This is a genomic window from Kitasatospora sp. NPDC085879, from assembly GCF_040686255.1.
Classification (GTDB): Bacteria; Actinomycetota; Actinomycetes; order Streptomycetales; family Streptomycetaceae; genus Kitasatospora.
In genome coordinates, this window is sequence record NZ_JBFBJZ010000008.1 from 191,865 (window position 1) to 208,685 (window position 16,821).

The window sequence follows — 16,821 nt, forward strand, 5'->3', positions numbered from 1 at the left end:
CCGGGTGGTGATGCCTCTCGCGCTCCTCCGGATCCGCATGCTCGCCGTCGGAGCCGCCCTGGGCCTGGTCGTCCTGATCGGCTCGGCCGGCCTGCCTGCGCTGGCGGCGTCGGCCTTCCCACTCCCGGGCACCGAGCGGGACGGGCCCACGTACCCCACGAGTGTGTACCGGTACGACAGCGCCGACGCACTGAACACCGTTCCCGAGCCCAAGGCGGCGGACCTGCTCCCGATCGGGCCCAAGGAACTCTACGCACACGGCACACGGGAGCACATGCTCGCCCGTTGGAAGGCGTACGACAAGAAGGGCCTGGCCTGGGAGAAGTTCCGGACCGTGTTCGCGACGAAGGTCTTCCGCGAGCCCGACGTGCTCGACGACGTCCCCATGCCCTCGGACCAGGTGCTGCAAGGCATCGGCATCCCCAAGCAGTACACCTGGGGCTCCCTGGACTTCATGTACGCGCACTGGAAGATCCAGAAGGAGGGCAGCGGGGTCGCGGACTGGACGGTGTGGCGCGCGGGGTACGTGAACGCGGCCGACAGCAGGCGCAAGGGCGAGGCGTTCGAACAGCTGGTCCGTCAGGAGTACATCGAGAAGGAGAAGCTTCTCAAGGCAGGCGAGTGGCAGTTCAACAAGAGGGTGCCCAGGGACAAACTGCCGCTCCTCTCGGGTCTGGGCCTCAACAAGGCGGACCGCCCGCTCGACGCCGCGGACTTCGACAGACTCAAGGTCATCCTGGAGATGAAGTCCGGCAAGAACGTCAACACCAAGGAGGGCAGGAAGCAGTTCGAGGACCTGATGAAAATCGCCAAGGCGACCGGCTGCCGGCTGATCGTCGTGTTCGGCGAGGAACCCACCGAGAAATCGGACACCATGATCCGCGGTCTGGCGGCACAGTTCGGTGTCCAGACCGACGTCCGGTACTTTCCGGCGATCGGACAGAAGGTGACACCGAAGTCCGGGGGCGGCACGCCACCACCGACCCAGGACACGGGCGGTGCCCCGGTCACCCCGGTCACCCCCGGGCCCTCCGGCGGGCCGGCCGGCGACGCGGCCACACCGCAGGTGCTGGCCGCGCCCGGCCAGATGCCGGCCGACAGCCCGATGGACGAGGCAGTGGAGGCCTCGGCCGACTCACTGCAGGACGCGATCCAGGCAGGGTTGATCCAGGACTGGCAGGACGAGGAGCTCGCCGCCGAGGGCGGTGACACCTCGTCGACCACCCAACCCGACCTCGGCGGCGTCGACTTCTCCACGCTCCAGCTGCGCTACGTCTCCGACACCTACCACAACGGGTCCGGCGTGCAGTACGCCTTCAAGGCCGACAAGCCGACCACCGACGAGCAGTCCTTCGGTGGACGACGCGCGGCCCGGCTCGCCTCGGACTCGTTCTTCGTCTGGCTGGAGCTGCCGCCGTCCGCCTTCACCGTCAACCTCAATCCGGACGAGCCCGACCGGATCATCGACGCACGGTTCGGCAGGACCGACGCCGGACGGGTGCTGCTGGAGGCCGACCTGGCGATGAAGAAGCTGGTCGCGACGTTCATCCACCCGGACACCCCGGGCGGCCGGACGTACTGGGGCTCCCTGCAGGGCGACACCAAGTGTCTGTCCATGCGGCAGTGGATCGTGCCCGACACGGCCACCGTCCGCGACAACGGTGCCGAGCTCTACATCCTGGACGCGCCGCTGCTGGTGAAGATGGAGACGGACGTCATCAAGACCCAGGGCGTCGGGGGCGCCGCCGGATGCACCCAGCAGGACAAGGCCACCACTCGGTACAACGAGACCGTGTACCGCACGACGATCCTGCCGCAGGTCCAGGACGCGGTGAACCACGCGCCCGAGTTCGCCGACCTGCGCCGGGTCTACGCCAGCCGGGTCGCCGCCGAGTGGTTCCGCCAGCGCAGTGCCACCAAGCACACCGCGTACTCCGACCTCATCGGCAAGGGCGACATCGGCCGCTGGACCTCCCGGCAGCCCTGGACACCCCGTGAGGTCTTCGACCGGTACGTCCAGTCCTACAAGAACGGCGAGTTCAACGTCACGCACACCACCGCGCAGGGCGACACCGTCCGCACCCACACCTACGTCTACGGCGGGGTGGACTTCAGCCGGATCTACCAGAACCGGCTGAGCGCCGACGCGTTCGCCAAGGATCACCCGGCGGCGGCGGCCTCGGCACACGACGCGCTCTACGGCCCGAGCGGGGTGGGGAACGAGGTGTGGCTCGGCGGCCTGACCAGCTCCAAGCCGCTGCCCGAGGCCTACGCCAGGCCGGCGCCGGCGACCTCGAACCCGCTGTTCTACGCGCTCGTGCCCCTGCCACTGATCGCCTGGCTCGTGGGGGGTGGAGCACTGCTGCGCCGCCGCCGGGCGCTCGCACCGACGGAGGTCTGACCGATGACCACGAGGACGATGAGACCGTCGCCACCGCGTCCGGCCACCGAGGTCGCCGGGAGCTTCCTGTTCGCCGGGGTGGCGGCGCTGGCCCTGGTCGCCGCGGTCGGTGCGTTCTTCGCCGTTCCCGAGTTGAGTGACTATCAGAGCCAACGGGCGGCCGACGGCGCGGCGGGCGACCGCGCCACGTTCGGGCAGGTCGCGTTCGGGCTGGCCGCGATCGTGTTCGGTGCCGTCTGCCTGCTGCCGGCCTACCTCGACGGGCGGGGAATTCACCGGGGCCGGGTACTGACCTGGGTCACCGGAGGGCTGTCCGTCTGCTTCGGCGTCGTCCTGCTCGCCGTCGGCACCAATGACGCCGTGCCCTGGTACGGCGGCATGACCAGGATCGTGGCCATCGGGATGCTGCTGCTGACGATCGCCGCTCTCACTCTGTCGGCGCGCAAGTCCGCGCCGATACCGCCTCCGCCCGGCCTTCCCGCAGCGATACCGCCCGCACCTCTGCCGAGCCCTCCTGCGGCTCCGCCCGGCTACCTGCCCGCACCGCCGCCGCTCCGGCAGGCACGCCGGCCGGTCGCCGTCACGGCAGCCGTGGCCGTCCTCCTTTGCATGGCGCTGCTCGCGATCGCGGGTACCGTCGTCGAGATCCTGACGTACCGGGCCATGGTGCATTGGCTCGACACGTACGAGGCCCGCTTGCAGCAGCAGGTCGCCCAGTACGGAGTCACCGTGGCCTTCCCCCGTCTTCCGGACACCGCCGTGGCGCCGACCGTCATCGTGGTCGGACTTCTGGTGGCCGTCGCCGCGGCGCTGGTCGGTCTGGCGCTCGCCATCCGGTTGCCCAGGCCACGGGCCCGCGTCACGGCACTCGTCGTCGTCGGGTTGCTCGCGCTGCTGGCCACGGCCCGGGGCATTCTGACCATGACGTCCCAGGCCACTCTGCACCAGATCGAAGCAGAGTCTCGGCAGCTCAGGGAGAGTATGGGTCAGGGTCAGGGGCAGTACCGGGACATGTTCCCCGGCATCACCGAGATCTACCCGCCGTGGTCGTACGACTCCGTCTATCTGAGCTCGGCCCTCGCCGTCGTGGGGTGCACCGCGGTCTTCGTCCTGCTGACCCTGCGGCGCTCGGCTGCATGGTTCGCCACGGCAGGAAGCGGTGCACGGTGGTACGCCGCGCCACCGCCACCCACACCTCGGCCCGCCGCGGCGTACCCCCGGCAGCCCGCACTCGCGCCGCCGGCGCCGGGCACCGACCAGCCCGGCGCCGACATGGCGGTGCACCGTGCGCTGGCGGTCATCTCCCACCCCTGGGCGCTCCCGATCATCCGTGCGCTGGTCCTGGGCCCCAGGCTCCTGACCGACCTCGCGCCGGGGCCCCTCGGAGAGGACCTGGACGCCGTCCAGGGACAGCTACGGGAACTGTGTGCCGCCGGCGTCGTCCTCGAGTCCGCACTGCAGGGTGCCGCCTCGCCCGGCTATGAACTGACCGAACTGGGCGAAGGCCTCCCGTCGATGCTCCGCGAACTCAACCGGCGGGGCATGCGGCTCCCGGACCCCCCGGCCGACGGCGGCGGCACGCCGACCGCCCCGCTCTGAGGGCCTCCGCGCCGACGGGACAGGCCCGTCCGGACGGCACCCGCTGCCGTCCGGAGCGACGATGGCCTCACGAACGCCATCGAGTCGCCGTCCGAGGACGACGCGACCGCCGAGCCGAGGAGTGGCCCGAGACCGAGCAGGTGCTGGCGAGCTGGAACGAGGGCCCGGCCAGGCAGGCGGTCCTGGACTACGTGCACAAGGCGACGACACCGGGGGCGGCGTTCGTCGAGCCGGCCGACCGGGTCGCCACGTTCGACAACGACGGCACGCTCTGGGTCGAGCAGCCGCTGCCGCCGCAGTTCGACTTCGTGTTCCGCACCTGGGAGGAGGAGGTGAAGGCCGACCCTTCGCTCGCCGCGCGGCAGCCGTACAAAGCGCTCGTGCAGCGGGACCAGGGGTTCTTCGAGGGCCTGGCGACGCAGGAACCCGAGGCGGTGTCGACCCTGTTGGAGGCGTTCGCCCGGTCGTGGGCGGGCACGACGCCCGAGGAGTTCGACGCCCGGGTGCGGGAGTGGACCAGGACGGTGCGGGACCCGCGGTTCGGCGTCCCGTACGTGGAGCTGGTCTACCGGCCGATGCTGGAACTGTTCGACCTCCTGCGGGCGAACGAGTTCCGGGTGTTCGTGTGCTCGGGCGGCGGCCGCGACTTCATGCGCGTGTTCGCCGAGGACACCTGGGGGATCCCGAAGGAGAACGTCATCGGCTCGGCGGCCGCCTACACCTACACCGACGGCAGGATCGTCCGTTCCCGCGAGTTCCTTGGCAGCCTGGATCTGGGGCCGGGCAAGCCGGAGCACATCTTCGCCCACACCGGCCGGCTGCCCGCCTTCGCGGGCGGCAACGCCGACGTCGACATCGAGATGCTCAAGAGCGCCGCGTTCGCCCTGCTCGTCCGCCACGACGACGACCAGCGCGAGTACGCCTACACCAAGGGCGCCGAGGCCTCGCTCGCCACGGCCGAACAGCTCGGCTGGGCCGTGGTGAGCATGAAAAGCGACTGGACGACCCTGTTCTGACGAGGAGATTTCGCGTTGAACGACCTGACCGCCGTCGACGTGCTCGTCAACCCGGACGAGACGACCCTGCGGCACGCCCACGCCTGGAACGACCGGATGCGCGAGAGCGTCCCGGACGGCTTCGCCCTGGACGCCTCCACCAGCCGCACATCACCACCCTCCAGCGCTACGTCCGGACAGCAGACCTGGACGACGCGTACGACGCCGTCCACCGGACCCTGGCCGCGACCGACACCACAGCCCTCTCCTACCGGGCCGTCGCCATCGGACACGCCGACTGGGGCGTGCCCGGCCAGGGCCTCCCGGTCATCCTCCTGCGCCCCGGCCCGCAGGTCCTCGACTTCCAGGCCGCGCTGCTGGCTGCGATCTCCCCGTTCACCGAGTCCGGCGGCACGGCCGCCGCCTTCATCACCGACCCCGGCGAGGGCATCAGCCAGAGCACCCTCGACTGGGTCGACGGTTACGTCCCCGCCCAGATCGGGCCCGACCGGTACACCGCCCACATCACCGTCGGCTTCGCCACCCTCGACGACCTCAGGACCATCGAGGCCGAGCCGTTCGACGCCTTCACCGTCCGCCCGGCCGCCGTCGCCGTCTACCAGCTCGGAAACAGCGGAGCCGCCCGCAGGCTCCTCCGGACCTGGCCCACCCCGAACTGACAGGGTCGCTGAAGGTCAGCGGGCGGTTCCGGTCCACCGGTCCGCGCAGGACACCGGCACCGTGGGCGCTCCCGGGCTGGCAGTCCTTCCCCGGTCACCACCGCGTCCGCCTTGACAACACGGTCAGCCGGACGTAGATCGGGAGGCATGGATCGGCACGGCCCGGTGGAGCGAGCGAGGCCACGCGTCGGGAGCGACACGGCCACCTCCCCGGGCGCGGGCGCCACGACGGGTGCCGGCCGTCCCGTCCGGGCAGCCGAGGCCGGGGAGGCCGACGGTGTGAGAGCGGAGCACGAGGACGCCCTGGTGGCGGCCGTGGTCAAGGCCGTCAGGGAGACCGGCGGCCATGTCGGGAGCGTCTTTCTCCGGTCCCGGGACAACCGTTCGATCGTGCTGGCCGCGACCTGCGGCGCCTCGCCGGCCCTGCTCGGTGGCTGGCGGCTCGTCCCGGTCAACAGCCCCATTCCGGTGGCGGCGGCCTACCGGTCGGGGCGGACGGTCCATCTGGCCGACGCCGACGAGACGATGCGACGCTATCCCCAGCTCGCGATGGCCCTGCCGTACGCGTTCGGCTCGGCGTCGGTGCCGGTCAGGGCCGGGCGGGAGAGCCTGGGCGCCATGGCCGTGGTGTGGTCGGCGCCACCCGGGCACTCGGGGCTGTCCAGGGTCCAGCTCCGCCATCTGCGGGCCATCGCCAACCGGCTCGGCGCCGCCCTCGCCGACCTCCGGGCCCGCGGGGGTGCCTTCGACTACGACGCCGCGACGGTGCCCATCGAGGTCCCGGCTCCCACCGCGCCGGCCGTACGGGTCGGCCTGTTCGACTGGCGGCTGGACACCGGGGTCGTGGTCGCCGACGACGAGCTGTGCGCGATCTTCGGTCTGGCGCCCGGCGCGTTCGACGGGCGGGCCGACACGCTGGCCTCCCGGCTCCACCCGGGCGACCGGGTCTCGCTCCGGGCCACGGCCCGCGCGGCCGTCGCGGACGGCAGGGTGCTCGCCCGCCGACTGCGCATCCGCGCCGCCGACGGGTACCGCACCGTCGAACTGTGGGGCCGCGTACCGGAGGCAACCGGGGAGGAGCTGCGGAATCACCTGGTCGGTTGTGTGCTCGACGCCGCGGCCGGCGCAGCAGCCGTCACCGCGGTGGAGCGGCTCCGGGACGGACTCTTCTCCCTCGCCCCGGACGGGCGGGTCACCTACGCCAATCGCAGCCTGGAGCGGCTGCTCGGGGCGGGCGTCCGGGAGCTGCTCGGCCGCCGCCTGTGGGAGGTCCTGCCGTGGCTGTCCGATCCCGCCTACGAGGACCGGCACCGAGCCGCGCTGTTCTCGCAGCAGCCCACCACCTTTCTGGTCTGCCGCCCGCCGGACCAGTGGCTCGCCTTCTCCCTCCACCCGGACGCGAACGGGGTGACCGGCAGGGTGGCGCCTTCCGGGCCGCCGCACCCGCCGTCGGAGGTCTCCGGGCCGACGGTGGAGTCCGGGGAATCGTCCACCGCGTCGTCCGGTTCCGGGCCCGGGCATCCCACGCCCGGCCCGCCGACGGCCCGGGCGGCGCCCGCGCGCCTGGGCGCCATCTACCGCGTGCTGCAGCTGGGCAGCGCACTGACCGAGGCGGTCACCACGGAGGAGGTGTGCAACGTCGTCGGCGACCAGCTCCTGCCGGCCTTCGGCGGGCAGCACCTGGCCATCTACGTGATCGACGAACGCCGTCTGCACCTGCTCTTCCACACCGGCCACCACGACCGTTTCCTGCACTGGCTGGAGGGCAAACCGCTCGACACCCCGCTGCCCGGAACGGAGGCACTGACCTCCGGCGTGCCCCTGTTCATCGAGTCCCGGCAGGATCTCGCCGACGCCCGTCCGGCCCTCTCCACGGAAGGCGTCGGAGCCTGGGCCTACCTGCCGCTGATCGCCTCCAACCGTCCCGTCGGCACCTGCATCCTCGGCTTCGACGAGATCCACCACTTCACCACCAAGGACCGCGGCATCCTGACCGCGCTCAGCGGTCTGATCGCGCAGGCCCTCGAACGCGCCCGTCTCTACGACGCGAAGTCCGCCCTCGCCCACGGCCTGCAGAACGCGCTGCTGCCCCACCGCCTGCCCGTCCTGCCGGGCATCCGCACCACCGGCCGGTACCTGCCCGGCACCAGCGGAATGGACATCGGCGGCGACTGGTACGACGTGATCCCCACGGAGGACGGCGTGGCCCTGGTCGTCGGGGACGTCGAGGGCCACAGCGTGGCCGCAGCCGGCACCATGGGCCAACTGCGCAGCGCCGTCCGGGCCTTCGCCACGGCCGGCCATCGACCCAGTGCCGTCCTGGCCGGAACCAACCGGCTACTGGTCGACCTCGGTCCCGGGCTGCTCGCCAGTTGCTGCTACATCCGCATCGAGCCGGGCAGCGACCACGCCTACGCCGTCCGCGCCGGGCACTGCCCACCGCTGCTGCGCCGTCCCGACGGCAGCACCGACGTGCTGGAGCTGGCGGGCGGACCGCTCCTCGGCGTCGACCGCACCAGCACCTATCCGGAGACCCGGCTGGACCTTCCCCGCGGGTCGGTCCTCGCCCTCTACACCGACGGCCTCGTCGAGGAACGCGGCAGCGACATCGATCTGGGCATCGACGACCTGCGGGCGTCGCTGGCGCACGCCCGTGCCGGGAGCCTCGACGAACTCGCCGATCAACTCCTGCGGAAGGCCCGGCGCTCGCCGCACCGTTCGGACGACATCGCCCTGCTGCTCACCGGCTACCACCCGGAGCAGATCCGGCCCCGGTGAGGCGGTGCACGCCGCTGGAGGCGGGAAACCGGCCCTACGCCGGGTCGGCGCCGAGCATACGGAGGACGAGGTCGGCGTACTGCTCTCCGAGGGCCTTGGGCGAGGTGCGCATGCGGTCCTCGTACCAGCGCGCGACGTCGATGCCGAGCGAGAGCACGGCGCGGCTGGCGGCCCGCACGTCCCGGACCTCGAACACGCCGGCCGCGACCCCCTCGCGGACGAGGTCCTGTGCACGTTGCTCGATCCTGCGCCGCAGGTCCACCACGACCCGGTAGTCGTCCTCGGGCAGGGACTGCAGCTCGTACGCCACGACGCGCGCCACGGCGTGGCGGTGGGCGTGCCATTCGGTGAACTCCTCCGCCAGGCGGCGCATTCTCGCCGCCGGGTCACCGTCCCCGGTGACGGCCCGGTCGACCACGGCGAGGATCTGCTCGTGCCCGCTCCGTACGATCTCGAAGAGCAGGGCCGCCTTGGACGGGAAGTGGACGTAGAGCGCCGCCGAGCTCATTCCCGCGGCTGCGGAGATGTCCCGCGTGGTGGTGGCGTGGTAGCCCTGCCGGGCGAAGCACTCCAGACCGGCCGCCATCAGGCGGCGGGCGGTCGCCGGTTGGACGTCCGGCCACAGGTCGTCCGCGAGCGTGGTGGTGGCGGGCACTGATCTTCCCTCGCTCCGACGCATGGGCCGACCCTATCAACCGCTCGGTTGTGGGCCTTTCCCGTTCATAAATTACCGCTTAGTAACACTGACTGAGCGCTTGCTTAGCGCGTGGGAGGGTCGTAGCCTCCGTCACACGCCGGTCGGCCGAGGCGGCCCCTCGTCCGACCCGGCCACCACCCTCCCTCCGCGTCCACCCGCGCACCGGGGAAGGGGTCACGCACGAGTACGAGCCGACTCTCGCCGCAGACGCTGCGCCCATCCGATCGGGAGTGCCCTCATGAGCTTCAACCTCGCGACCATGCTGCGGGAGTCACGCCATGCCCATCCGGACAAGCCGCTGTGCCACTTCGCCGGCACCTCCTTCAGCTACGCGCAGGTCGACACGGTCTCCGGCCGCGTCGCGAACAGCCTCCGCGCCCTCGGGCTGCAGCGCGGCGACAAGGTCGCCGTCCAGCTGCCCAACGTGCCGCAGTTCCTGTTCACCTACTTCGGGATCCTCAAGGCCGGGCTGACGATGGTCCCGCTCAACCCGCTGCTCCGCGCCCCGGAGATCGCCTATCACCTCGAGGACTCCGACGCGAAGCTGCTCGTGACGTTCGAGTCCTTCGCCGACGAGGCGCTCAAGGGCGCACAGCAGGTGGACGGCGTGACGACGTACGTCGTCACCGCACCGGGCGGCGGCCGGCCGCCGGAGGGCGCGGCCCACTACGACGAGCTCTACTCCGCGGAGGACACCGGCGACATCGAGCCGACCGATGCGGACGACACCGCTGCGCTGCTCTACACCTCGGGCACGACCGGTCAGCCGAAGGGTGCCGAACTCACCCACTTCCAGCTGTACATGAACTGCACCGTCGCGGGAGAACTGTTCGGCTTCCGCGAGGACGACATCGCCGTGGCGGTACTGCCGCTGTTCCACGTCTTCGGGCTGTCGAGCGTCCTCAACACCTGCGTGCGCTACGGCGGCACGATGGCCCTCGTGCCCCGCTTCGACCAGGAGTCGGTACTCGACGTCATCGAGCGCCACCGCTGCACGCTGTTCTCCGGCGTTCCCACCATGTACGTCGCGCTGCTGTCGGCCGACACCGCCGGCCGCGACCTCGGCTCGCTGCGGGTCGGCGTCTCCGGCGGAGCCGCGATCCCCGGCGAGGTGATCCGCGCCTTCGAGGAGAAGTTCCCGGGAGTCGTGATCCTGGAGGGCTACGGGCTGTCGGAGACCGCGAGCACCACGACCTTCAACATCAGCGCCGAGGCCCGGAAGGTGCTCTCGATCGGCAAGCCCGTCTGGGGCGTCCAGGTACGCGTGGTCGACGAGAGCGACGAGCCCCTGCCACCGGGGCCCGACCACATCGGCGAGATCGTCATTCGCGGCCACAACGTCATGAAGGGCTACTACAAGCGACCCGAAGCCACCGCCGAGGCGTTCAGGAACGGGTGGTTCCACACCGGCGATCTCGGCTACGCCGACGACGACGGCTACCTGTTCATCGTCGACCGCAAGAAGGACCTCATCATCCGCGGCGGCTACAACGTGTACCCGCGCGAGATCGAGGAGGTCCTCTTCACGCATCCGGCCGTGGCCGAGGCGGCCGTCGTCGGCAAGCCCGACGGACGGCTCGGTGAGGAGGTCCTGGCCTACATCGCGCTGAAGCCGGGCGCGTCCGCCACGCCGGAGGAGATCACGGTCTACTGCAAGGACAGGGTCGCCGCGTACAAGTACCCGCGCGAGGTGCGCCTCCTCGACGCGCTACCCAAGGGGCCGACCGGGAAGATCCTCAAGAAGGCACTCCGCGTCTGACGTCAACTGCACAGTGCTCCGCCGTAGTTGAACCATGCTGCGGCGGAGCTGACGCATGCCCGCGCGCGGCGGAAGGACCCCTCCGGCGAACCCCCGGCACTGCCGCGTCGAGCGGCCTGGCATGTGACGTGGTCCACACCGGCCTGCCGAGTCGGACCGGTTGACGCCGGTGTCGTCCTGCTGCAGCCTGAGGAGCTAAGCAAGCGCTTAGTAAGTGCCGAAGGGAACGTCATGCCCGAAGCCGTCATCGTTGCCACCGCCCGCTCGCCGATCGGCCGGGCCTTCAAGGGCTCACTGAAAGACCTGCGCCCCGACGAGCTCACCGTCCGGATGGTCCAGGCCGCCCTCGCCAAGGTGCCCCAGCTCGACCCGAGGACGATCGACGACCTGGTGCTCGGCTGCGGACAGCCGGCCGGGGAGTCCGGGTTCAACATGGCTCGGATCGTCGCCGTCCTCGCGGGGCTGGACGAGGTGCCCGGCACCACGGTGAACCGCTACTGCTCGTCCAGCCTGCAGAGCACCCGGATGGCACTGCACGCGATCAGGGCGGGCGAGGGCGACGTGTTCATCTCCGCCGGCGTGGAGACCGTGAGCCGCTACACCCAGGGCAACGCGGACGGTCTGCCCGACACCAAGAACCCGGTGTTCGCCGAAGCGGAGGCCCGCACCGAGCAGTTCGCCGCCGGCGGCCGGACGTGGGCCGACCCGCGCACTCAGGGATGGCTGCCGGACGCGTACATCACGATGGGCCAGACGGCGGAGAACGTCGCCCAGCTCAAGGGCGTCAGCCGCGCCGACCAGGACGCCTTCGGCGTCCGCAGCCAGAACCTCGCCGAGAAGGCGATCGCCAACGGGTTCTGGGAGCGCGACATCACCCCGGTGACCCTGCCCGACGGCAGCCTGGTGACCAAGGACGACGGCCCGCGCGCCGGGGTGACGCTTGAAGCGGTCTCCGGGCTGAAGCCGGTGTTCCGGCCCGACGGCACCGTCACCGCCGGCAACTGCTGCCCGCTGAACGACGGCGCCGCCGCGCTCGTCGTCATGTCGGACACGAAGGCGGCGGAACTCGGCATCACCCCGCTGGCCCGGATCGTCAGCACCGGCGTCTCGGGACTGTCCCCGGAGATCATGGGCCTGGGACCGGTCGAGGCCTCGAAGCAGGCGCTGGCCCGTGCCGGCCTGACCATCGCCGACATCGACCTGGTCGAGATCAACGAGGCGTTCGCCGCCCAGGTCATCCCGTCCGCGCGCGACCTCGGCGTGCCGGAGGAGAAGCTCAACGTCAACGGTGGCGCGATCGCCATCGGCCACCCGTTCGGCATGACCGGTGCCCGGATCACCAGCACCCTCATCAACTCGCTGCAGTGGCACGACAAGCAGTTCGGCCTGGAGACCATGTGCGTCGGGGGCGGCCAGGGCATGGCGATGGTGCTGGAGCGGCTCTCGTGACCACAGTGGATGCCGTGGTCTTCGACTACGGCGGCGTCCTCACCGGCAAGGTCCGGCACTCGATCGCGGCCTGGCTCGAGGCCGACGGCATCGAGCCGGAGTCGTTCTCCCGAACCCTCAGGGCCTGGCTGTCCCGCGACGCCGAGGACGGCACTCCGATCCACCGGCTGGAGACCGGCGAGCTGACGATCGAGGAGTTCGACGCACTGCTCGCCGCCGAACTGGTCACGGTCGACGGCACGGCGGTCGACCCTGTCGGTGTCCTCGCCCGCCTGTTCGCCGGGATGCGGCCCGACCAGGCGATGTTCGAGTTGGCCGGCGAGCTGCGTGATCTCGGGATCCGGGTGGCCCTGCTGTCCAACAGCTGGGGCAACACCTACCCGCGCGAGCGGATCGACCCGCTCTTCGATCCCGTCGTGATCTCCGGCGAGGTCGGCCTGCGCAAGCCGCTGGCCCCGATCTACCGGTACACCTCGGACCTGCTCGGCGTGCCCTCCGACCGGGTGCTGTTCATCGACGACGCCGAGCCGAACGTGCTCGGAGCCCGGGCCGTCGGCATGCAGGCTCTGCTGCACACCGACGCCGACACCACCCGGGCCGCACTCGCCGACCTGGTCCCCGGGCTGTCCCGGCCGCTCACGGCCGCACCCCGGACCTGATCACCAACACCCGGCCTTCCGCCGAGAAGACGAAGGAGAGAGCACATGAGGATCTTCCAGGGCATCGAGGAGCTGGCGCAGGCCGCCGGCACCCACCTCGGGTACTCCGACTGGCACACCGTGACCCAGCAGCAGATCGACACCTTCGCCGAGGCGACCGGTGACCACCAGTGGATCCACGTCGACCCCGCGAAGGCGGCGCAGGGCCCGTTCGGCTCCACGATCGCGCACGGCTACCTGACACTGTCACTGGTGCCGATGCTGATCTGGCAGGTGTACCGGGTCAAGGGGCTGACCATGGGCGTCAACTACGGTGCCAACAAGCTCCGTTTCCCCTCACCCGTCCCGGTGGACTCCAAGGTGCGCGCCGGGGTGGAGCTGCTGTCGGTCGTGCCGGGTGGCGGTGGCTACCAGGCGACGGTGAAGGTGACCGTCGAACGGGAGGGCGCCGACAAGCCGGCCTGCGTCGTCGAGACCGTCAGCATCCTGGTGCCCTGACAGGGGCGGCCCCTGCCGTGGGCCCGCCATGGGTCTGCCATGGGCCCGCCGTGGGTCTGCCCGACCACCGCCCGCGCCTGTCCTGGCCTGCCGGGCGCAGGGCGGTGCGGGCCGGCCCGAGACCGTCCACTACCTGAACAGGCTGTCTCCACTGGTGGCCATGCGGTGGGTGGCGCTGTGGCGGTTCACCCAGTCACGGACGAGGTTGACGGCGTTGGCACACTGCCAGCTGCCGTCGTACTCACGCACTCCCGTGAAGGCTCCGTAGCCCGCGATGATGCCGTCCACATGCGCATCGCCCAGCAGTTTGTCGACGTACCACGGGTCGTTGTAGGTGGTCGTCCAGGACAGCGTGGCCGCGAGCTGTCCCGCGGCGCGGTCTCCGGCGCCCTTCTTCAGCTCCGCACACGTGTTGTAGCCGGCTTCCGTGCAGTTGCCGAAGCCCTTGGTGATGTCGCTGTCGTCGTAGTCCATCACCCGGCGACCGGCCGGGAATCCGGCGCCCGACCGGCTGAAGGCGTTCCGGACCTGATCGCGGGTCCCGGTCGTCGTGATGCCCTCCAGGCGGCCGAGCCTGCCTTCCAGGCTCTTCCAGCCCCTGCCCCCGACGTCCGGGGTGCTCCCGCCGTGGTACTCGTAGAAGCCGTAGAGCACCTGGATCCCGGCAGCCGTCAGCCTCTGTGCCTTGTCGCGCAGTCCCGCGACGCTGCACCCGCGGTTCTGCTGTTCTCCGCAGTAGTTGGGGTCCTTGATGTCCAGCCAGACCAGCGCCAGCCGGCGACCCGTGTTGGCATTGGAGACGATGCGGTCGATCATGCTGTCGAAGCTGGGGCCCAGCCGGTTGTCGCCGGCCGAGGAACAGTCGTGGTAGGCGCGCCATTCGTTGGGGTTCCACCAGGCACACACGTCGATCTCGATGCCGTTGCCACCGTGGTCGAGCGCGGCGTTCACGCCGTCCAGGGTGTCGACCCGGTGCGCGATGGCGTAGATCGGGTGATGCTGATCGGCTGCCACCGCCGGAGTCGTCCCGAGCGCAGTGGCACCGACGATGCCGCACAGCACCGCCGTCATCGCCGTCGCCCTTCGCGCGCCGGCACCGTGCCTGAGGTGAGTGGTCAAGAGAAGCACTCCTTTCCATAGACTTCTGACGTGTACGCATCACCGGCCGGCCAGCCGGTGTTGGCGGTCTGCCATCGCGCCACGGCGTCTACCAGGAAACAGAACTGACCGATCGTCACGAGTGGAACGATGGCCGATTGGCAGCAGCACCGCTAGCGTGACCGTGTGGATCAGGACGAACGAATGCTGCACGCCTCGTCGTTCGGCGCAGCCGCGGTCGCCTACGCCGAGCACCGTCCGGACTACGCGCAGGCCGCGGTGCGCTGGGCGCTCGAATCCGCGCCCGGTCCGCGCGTACTCGACCTCGGCGCGGGAACGGGAAAGCTGACCGCCACGCTGGTCGCGCTGGGAGCGGAGGTCATTGCGGTCGAGCCCGACCCCGCAATGCTGACCGAGCTGCGCCGCTCGCTGCCGGCTGTCCGTTCCCTGCCGGGGAGTGCCGAGGCGATACCGCTGCCGGCCGCCTCCGTCGATGCCGTCCTGGCCGGCAACGCCATGCACTGGTTCGACATGGCCATCGCGGGACCTGAGATCGCCAGGGTCCTCGCACCCGACGGCATCCTGGCCGGCCTGTGGAACGTCATGGACGACCGGGTCGAGTGGGTGGCCGAGCTGGCGCGGGTCGGCGGGAGCGCTGCCGTCGGCCCGCGCGACACGCCCGCCACCTGGCGCGCCGAGACGGCAGGCATGCACCTTCCGAAGACCGGCGAGACCGCCCGGTTCGGCTCGCCGGAGCAGGCCGAATTCCCGCACGGGCAGCGCCGAACCGCCGACTCCCTCGTCGCGACCCTCGCGACGCGTGCGGGGGTGCTGGTGATGCCGGAAGAGGAACAGGACGCCACGCTGGGCCGTATCCGCGCATTCCTCGCGAGCCGACCGGAGACCGCCCGCGGCGAGTTCACCCTCCCCATGCTGACCGGCGTGCTGCGCGTCCGGCGACTGTGAGGCAGTGCCTCCGTCGGCCGTGAAAAAGCGCGAGGTCAGCCTTGCCGGATGGAGAGCACGCTGCATCGCTGAAAAGGCTCCCTACCTTCTTGGTGGGTTCGTTCCGGTCATTCGTACGATCGGGAGGCCCAGGGGCTCCGGGTGTGGCTCAAAAGGCTCATGTCGATGGTGTGGCTTTCACTGATTGGCTGCCCGGTGCCCCGCGACGACACGGCCACTCATTGGGATGCGCGAACTCGATCGCTTCGTAGGGACACGTCGGCGTGGTCGTCTGCAGGGACCAGGACACGGATCGACGAGGAGGCGCGGATGCCTGAGCTGTGGGTGGGGACGGATGCGGGCAAGGCCGAGCACCACTGCACGGTGATCGATGCCAACGGCAGGCGGAGGCTGTCACGGCGGGTGGCCAACGACGAAGGACCCTTGCTCGAACTGATCGGCGAGGTCATGGAGTTGAGTGAGGGCGAGCCGGTGACCTGGGCCATCGACCTGAACGCTGGCGGTGCCGCCCTGCTGATCGCCCTGCTTGCCGGCCACGGGCAGAAGCTGCTCTACATTCCCGGTCGCACCGTCCACCACGCCTCCGGCAGCTACCGCGGCGACGGCAAGACGGACGCCAAGGACGCCTTCGTCATCGCCGACCAGGCCCGCATGCGCCGCGACCTGCAGCCCCTGCAGACACCGGACGAGATCGCCGTCGACCTGCGGATCCTCACCGCCCGGCGCTACGACCTCGCCGCCGACCGCACCCGGGCGATCAACCGTCTGCGCGCCCAGATCCTGGAGTACTTCCCGGCCCTCGAGCGCGCCTTCGACTACAGCACCTCCAAGGCCGCCCTTGTCTTGCTGACTGGCTACCAGACACCCGCCGGCCTCCGCAGAATCGGCGAGGCCCGCCTCGCCCCCTGGCTGGCAAACCGAAAGGTCCGAAACGCCAAAGCGGTGGCTGCCGCCGCGCTTGAGGCGGCACATGCCCAGCACACGGTCATCCCAGGAGAGAAGACCGCCGCGGCCATGGTGCACACCTTGGCCGGGGCCCTGATGGCCCTGGACCAGGAGATCGCTGCCATTGACACGGCGATCGAGGCCCGGTTCCGCGAGCACGAGCACGCCGAGGCGATCACCAGCATGCCCGGCATCGGCACCCTGCTCGGCGCCGAGTTCATCGCCTGCACCGGCGGCAACCTGGACGCCATCGGCACATCCGGCCGCCTGGCCGGCATCGCCGGCCTGGCACCCGTT

The 16,821-nt window shown here is 70.7% G+C and carries 13 protein-coding genes; 11 read left to right on the forward strand and 2 right to left on the reverse strand.

What is annotated here, in order from left to right; translation table 11 throughout:
• Positions 1-4: 4 nt before the first annotated feature.
• The 5 genes from AB0P35_RS09270 to AB0P35_RS09290 all read left to right on the forward strand — a co-directional run bounded on the left by AB0P35_RS09270 (position 5) and on the right by AB0P35_RS09290 (position 8,453).
• Positions 5-2,401 carry a hypothetical protein gene (locus AB0P35_RS09270; protein WP_363508535.1) on the forward strand — a complete coding sequence of 799 codons (2,397 nt, stop codon included), beginning with the start codon at positions 5-7 and terminating at the stop codon, positions 2,399-2,401.
• A gap of 3 nt (positions 2,402-2,404) precedes the next feature.
• Positions 2,405-4,000, forward strand: coding sequence for a hypothetical protein (locus AB0P35_RS09275; RefSeq protein WP_363508538.1), 1,596 nt, complete (start codon positions 2,405-2,407; stop codon positions 3,998-4,000).
• Positions 4,001-4,140: 140 nt separating this feature from the next.
• Entirely contained in the window at positions 4,141-5,016 is an 876-nt protein-coding gene (locus tag AB0P35_RS09280; RefSeq protein ID WP_363508541.1) for an HAD family hydrolase, read from the forward strand.
• A gap of 284 nt (positions 5,017-5,300) precedes the next feature.
• Complete coding sequence (locus AB0P35_RS09285) at positions 5,301-5,675, forward strand: hypothetical protein (RefSeq protein ID WP_363508544.1); 375 nt, start codon at positions 5,301-5,303, stop codon at positions 5,673-5,675.
• Between the two features lie 279 nt (positions 5,676-5,954).
• Complete coding sequence (locus AB0P35_RS09290) at positions 5,955-8,453, forward strand: SpoIIE family protein phosphatase (protein WP_363508547.1); 2,499 nt, start codon at positions 5,955-5,957, stop codon at positions 8,451-8,453.
• 34 nt (positions 8,454-8,487) lie between these two features.
• Here AB0P35_RS09290 and AB0P35_RS09295 read toward each other — a convergent pair whose 3' ends face one another.
• Entirely contained in the window at positions 8,488-9,108 is a 621-nt protein-coding gene (locus AB0P35_RS09295) for a TetR/AcrR family transcriptional regulator (RefSeq protein ID WP_257019400.1), read from the reverse strand.
• Positions 9,109-9,388: 280 nt separating this feature from the next.
• Between AB0P35_RS09295 and AB0P35_RS09300 the strand changes: the two genes are divergently transcribed.
• The 4 genes from AB0P35_RS09300 to AB0P35_RS09315 all read left to right on the forward strand — a co-directional run bounded on the left by AB0P35_RS09300 (position 9,389) and on the right by AB0P35_RS09315 (position 13,515).
• The gene (locus AB0P35_RS09300) at positions 9,389-10,909 is read left to right on the forward strand and encodes a long-chain fatty acid--CoA ligase (RefSeq protein WP_363508550.1); all 1,521 of its coding nucleotides are present in this window, start codon (positions 9,389-9,391) and stop codon (positions 10,907-10,909) included.
• A 231-nt stretch (positions 10,910-11,140) separates the two neighbouring features.
• On the forward strand, positions 11,141-12,358 hold the full coding sequence (locus AB0P35_RS09305; protein ID WP_363508553.1) for an acetyl-CoA C-acetyltransferase: 1,218 nt from the start codon (positions 11,141-11,143) through the stop codon (positions 12,356-12,358).
• Entirely contained in the window at positions 12,355-13,017 is a 663-nt protein-coding gene (locus AB0P35_RS09310; protein ID WP_363508556.1) for an HAD family phosphatase, read from the forward strand. The genes AB0P35_RS09305 and AB0P35_RS09310 overlap by 4 nt, the downstream gene beginning before the upstream one ends.
• A gap of 45 nt (positions 13,018-13,062) precedes the next feature.
• Positions 13,063-13,515, forward strand: a complete 453-nt coding sequence (locus tag AB0P35_RS09315) for a MaoC family dehydratase (RefSeq protein WP_363508559.1) — start codon at positions 13,063-13,065, stop codon at positions 13,513-13,515.
• A gap of 129 nt (positions 13,516-13,644) precedes the next feature.
• On the opposite strand, the gene AB0P35_RS09320 is transcribed toward AB0P35_RS09315, so the two are convergent.
• Positions 13,645-14,634, reverse strand: a complete 990-nt coding sequence (locus AB0P35_RS09320; RefSeq protein ID WP_363508562.1) for a phospholipase — start codon at positions 14,632-14,634, stop codon at positions 13,645-13,647.
• 165 nt (positions 14,635-14,799) lie between these two features.
• Here AB0P35_RS09320 and AB0P35_RS09325 point away from each other — a divergent pair, with 165 nt between their 5' ends.
• Both AB0P35_RS09325 and AB0P35_RS09330 read left to right on the forward strand, forming a co-directional pair.
• Positions 14,800-15,579, forward strand: a complete 780-nt coding sequence (locus AB0P35_RS09325; RefSeq protein WP_363508564.1) for a class I SAM-dependent methyltransferase — start codon at positions 14,800-14,802, stop codon at positions 15,577-15,579.
• Positions 15,580-15,888: 309 nt separating this feature from the next.
• Positions 15,889-16,821 (forward strand): IS110 family transposase (locus tag AB0P35_RS09330; protein WP_363508567.1); only part of this gene is annotated, 933 nt, incomplete at its 3' end.

Coding starts and splice junctions, on each gene's coding strand:
- AB0P35_RS09315 (WP_363508559.1), top strand. CDS start 13,063: ATGAGGATCTTCCAGGGCATCGAGGAGCTGGCGCAGGCCGCCGGCACC.
- AB0P35_RS09275 (WP_363508538.1), top strand. CDS start 2,405: ATGACCACGAGGACGATGAGACCGTCGCCACCGCGTCCGGCCACCGAG.
- AB0P35_RS09305 (WP_363508553.1), top strand. CDS start 11,141: ATGCCCGAAGCCGTCATCGTTGCCACCGCCCGCTCGCCGATCGGCCGG.
- AB0P35_RS09300 (WP_363508550.1), top strand. CDS start 9,389: ATGAGCTTCAACCTCGCGACCATGCTGCGGGAGTCACGCCATGCCCAT.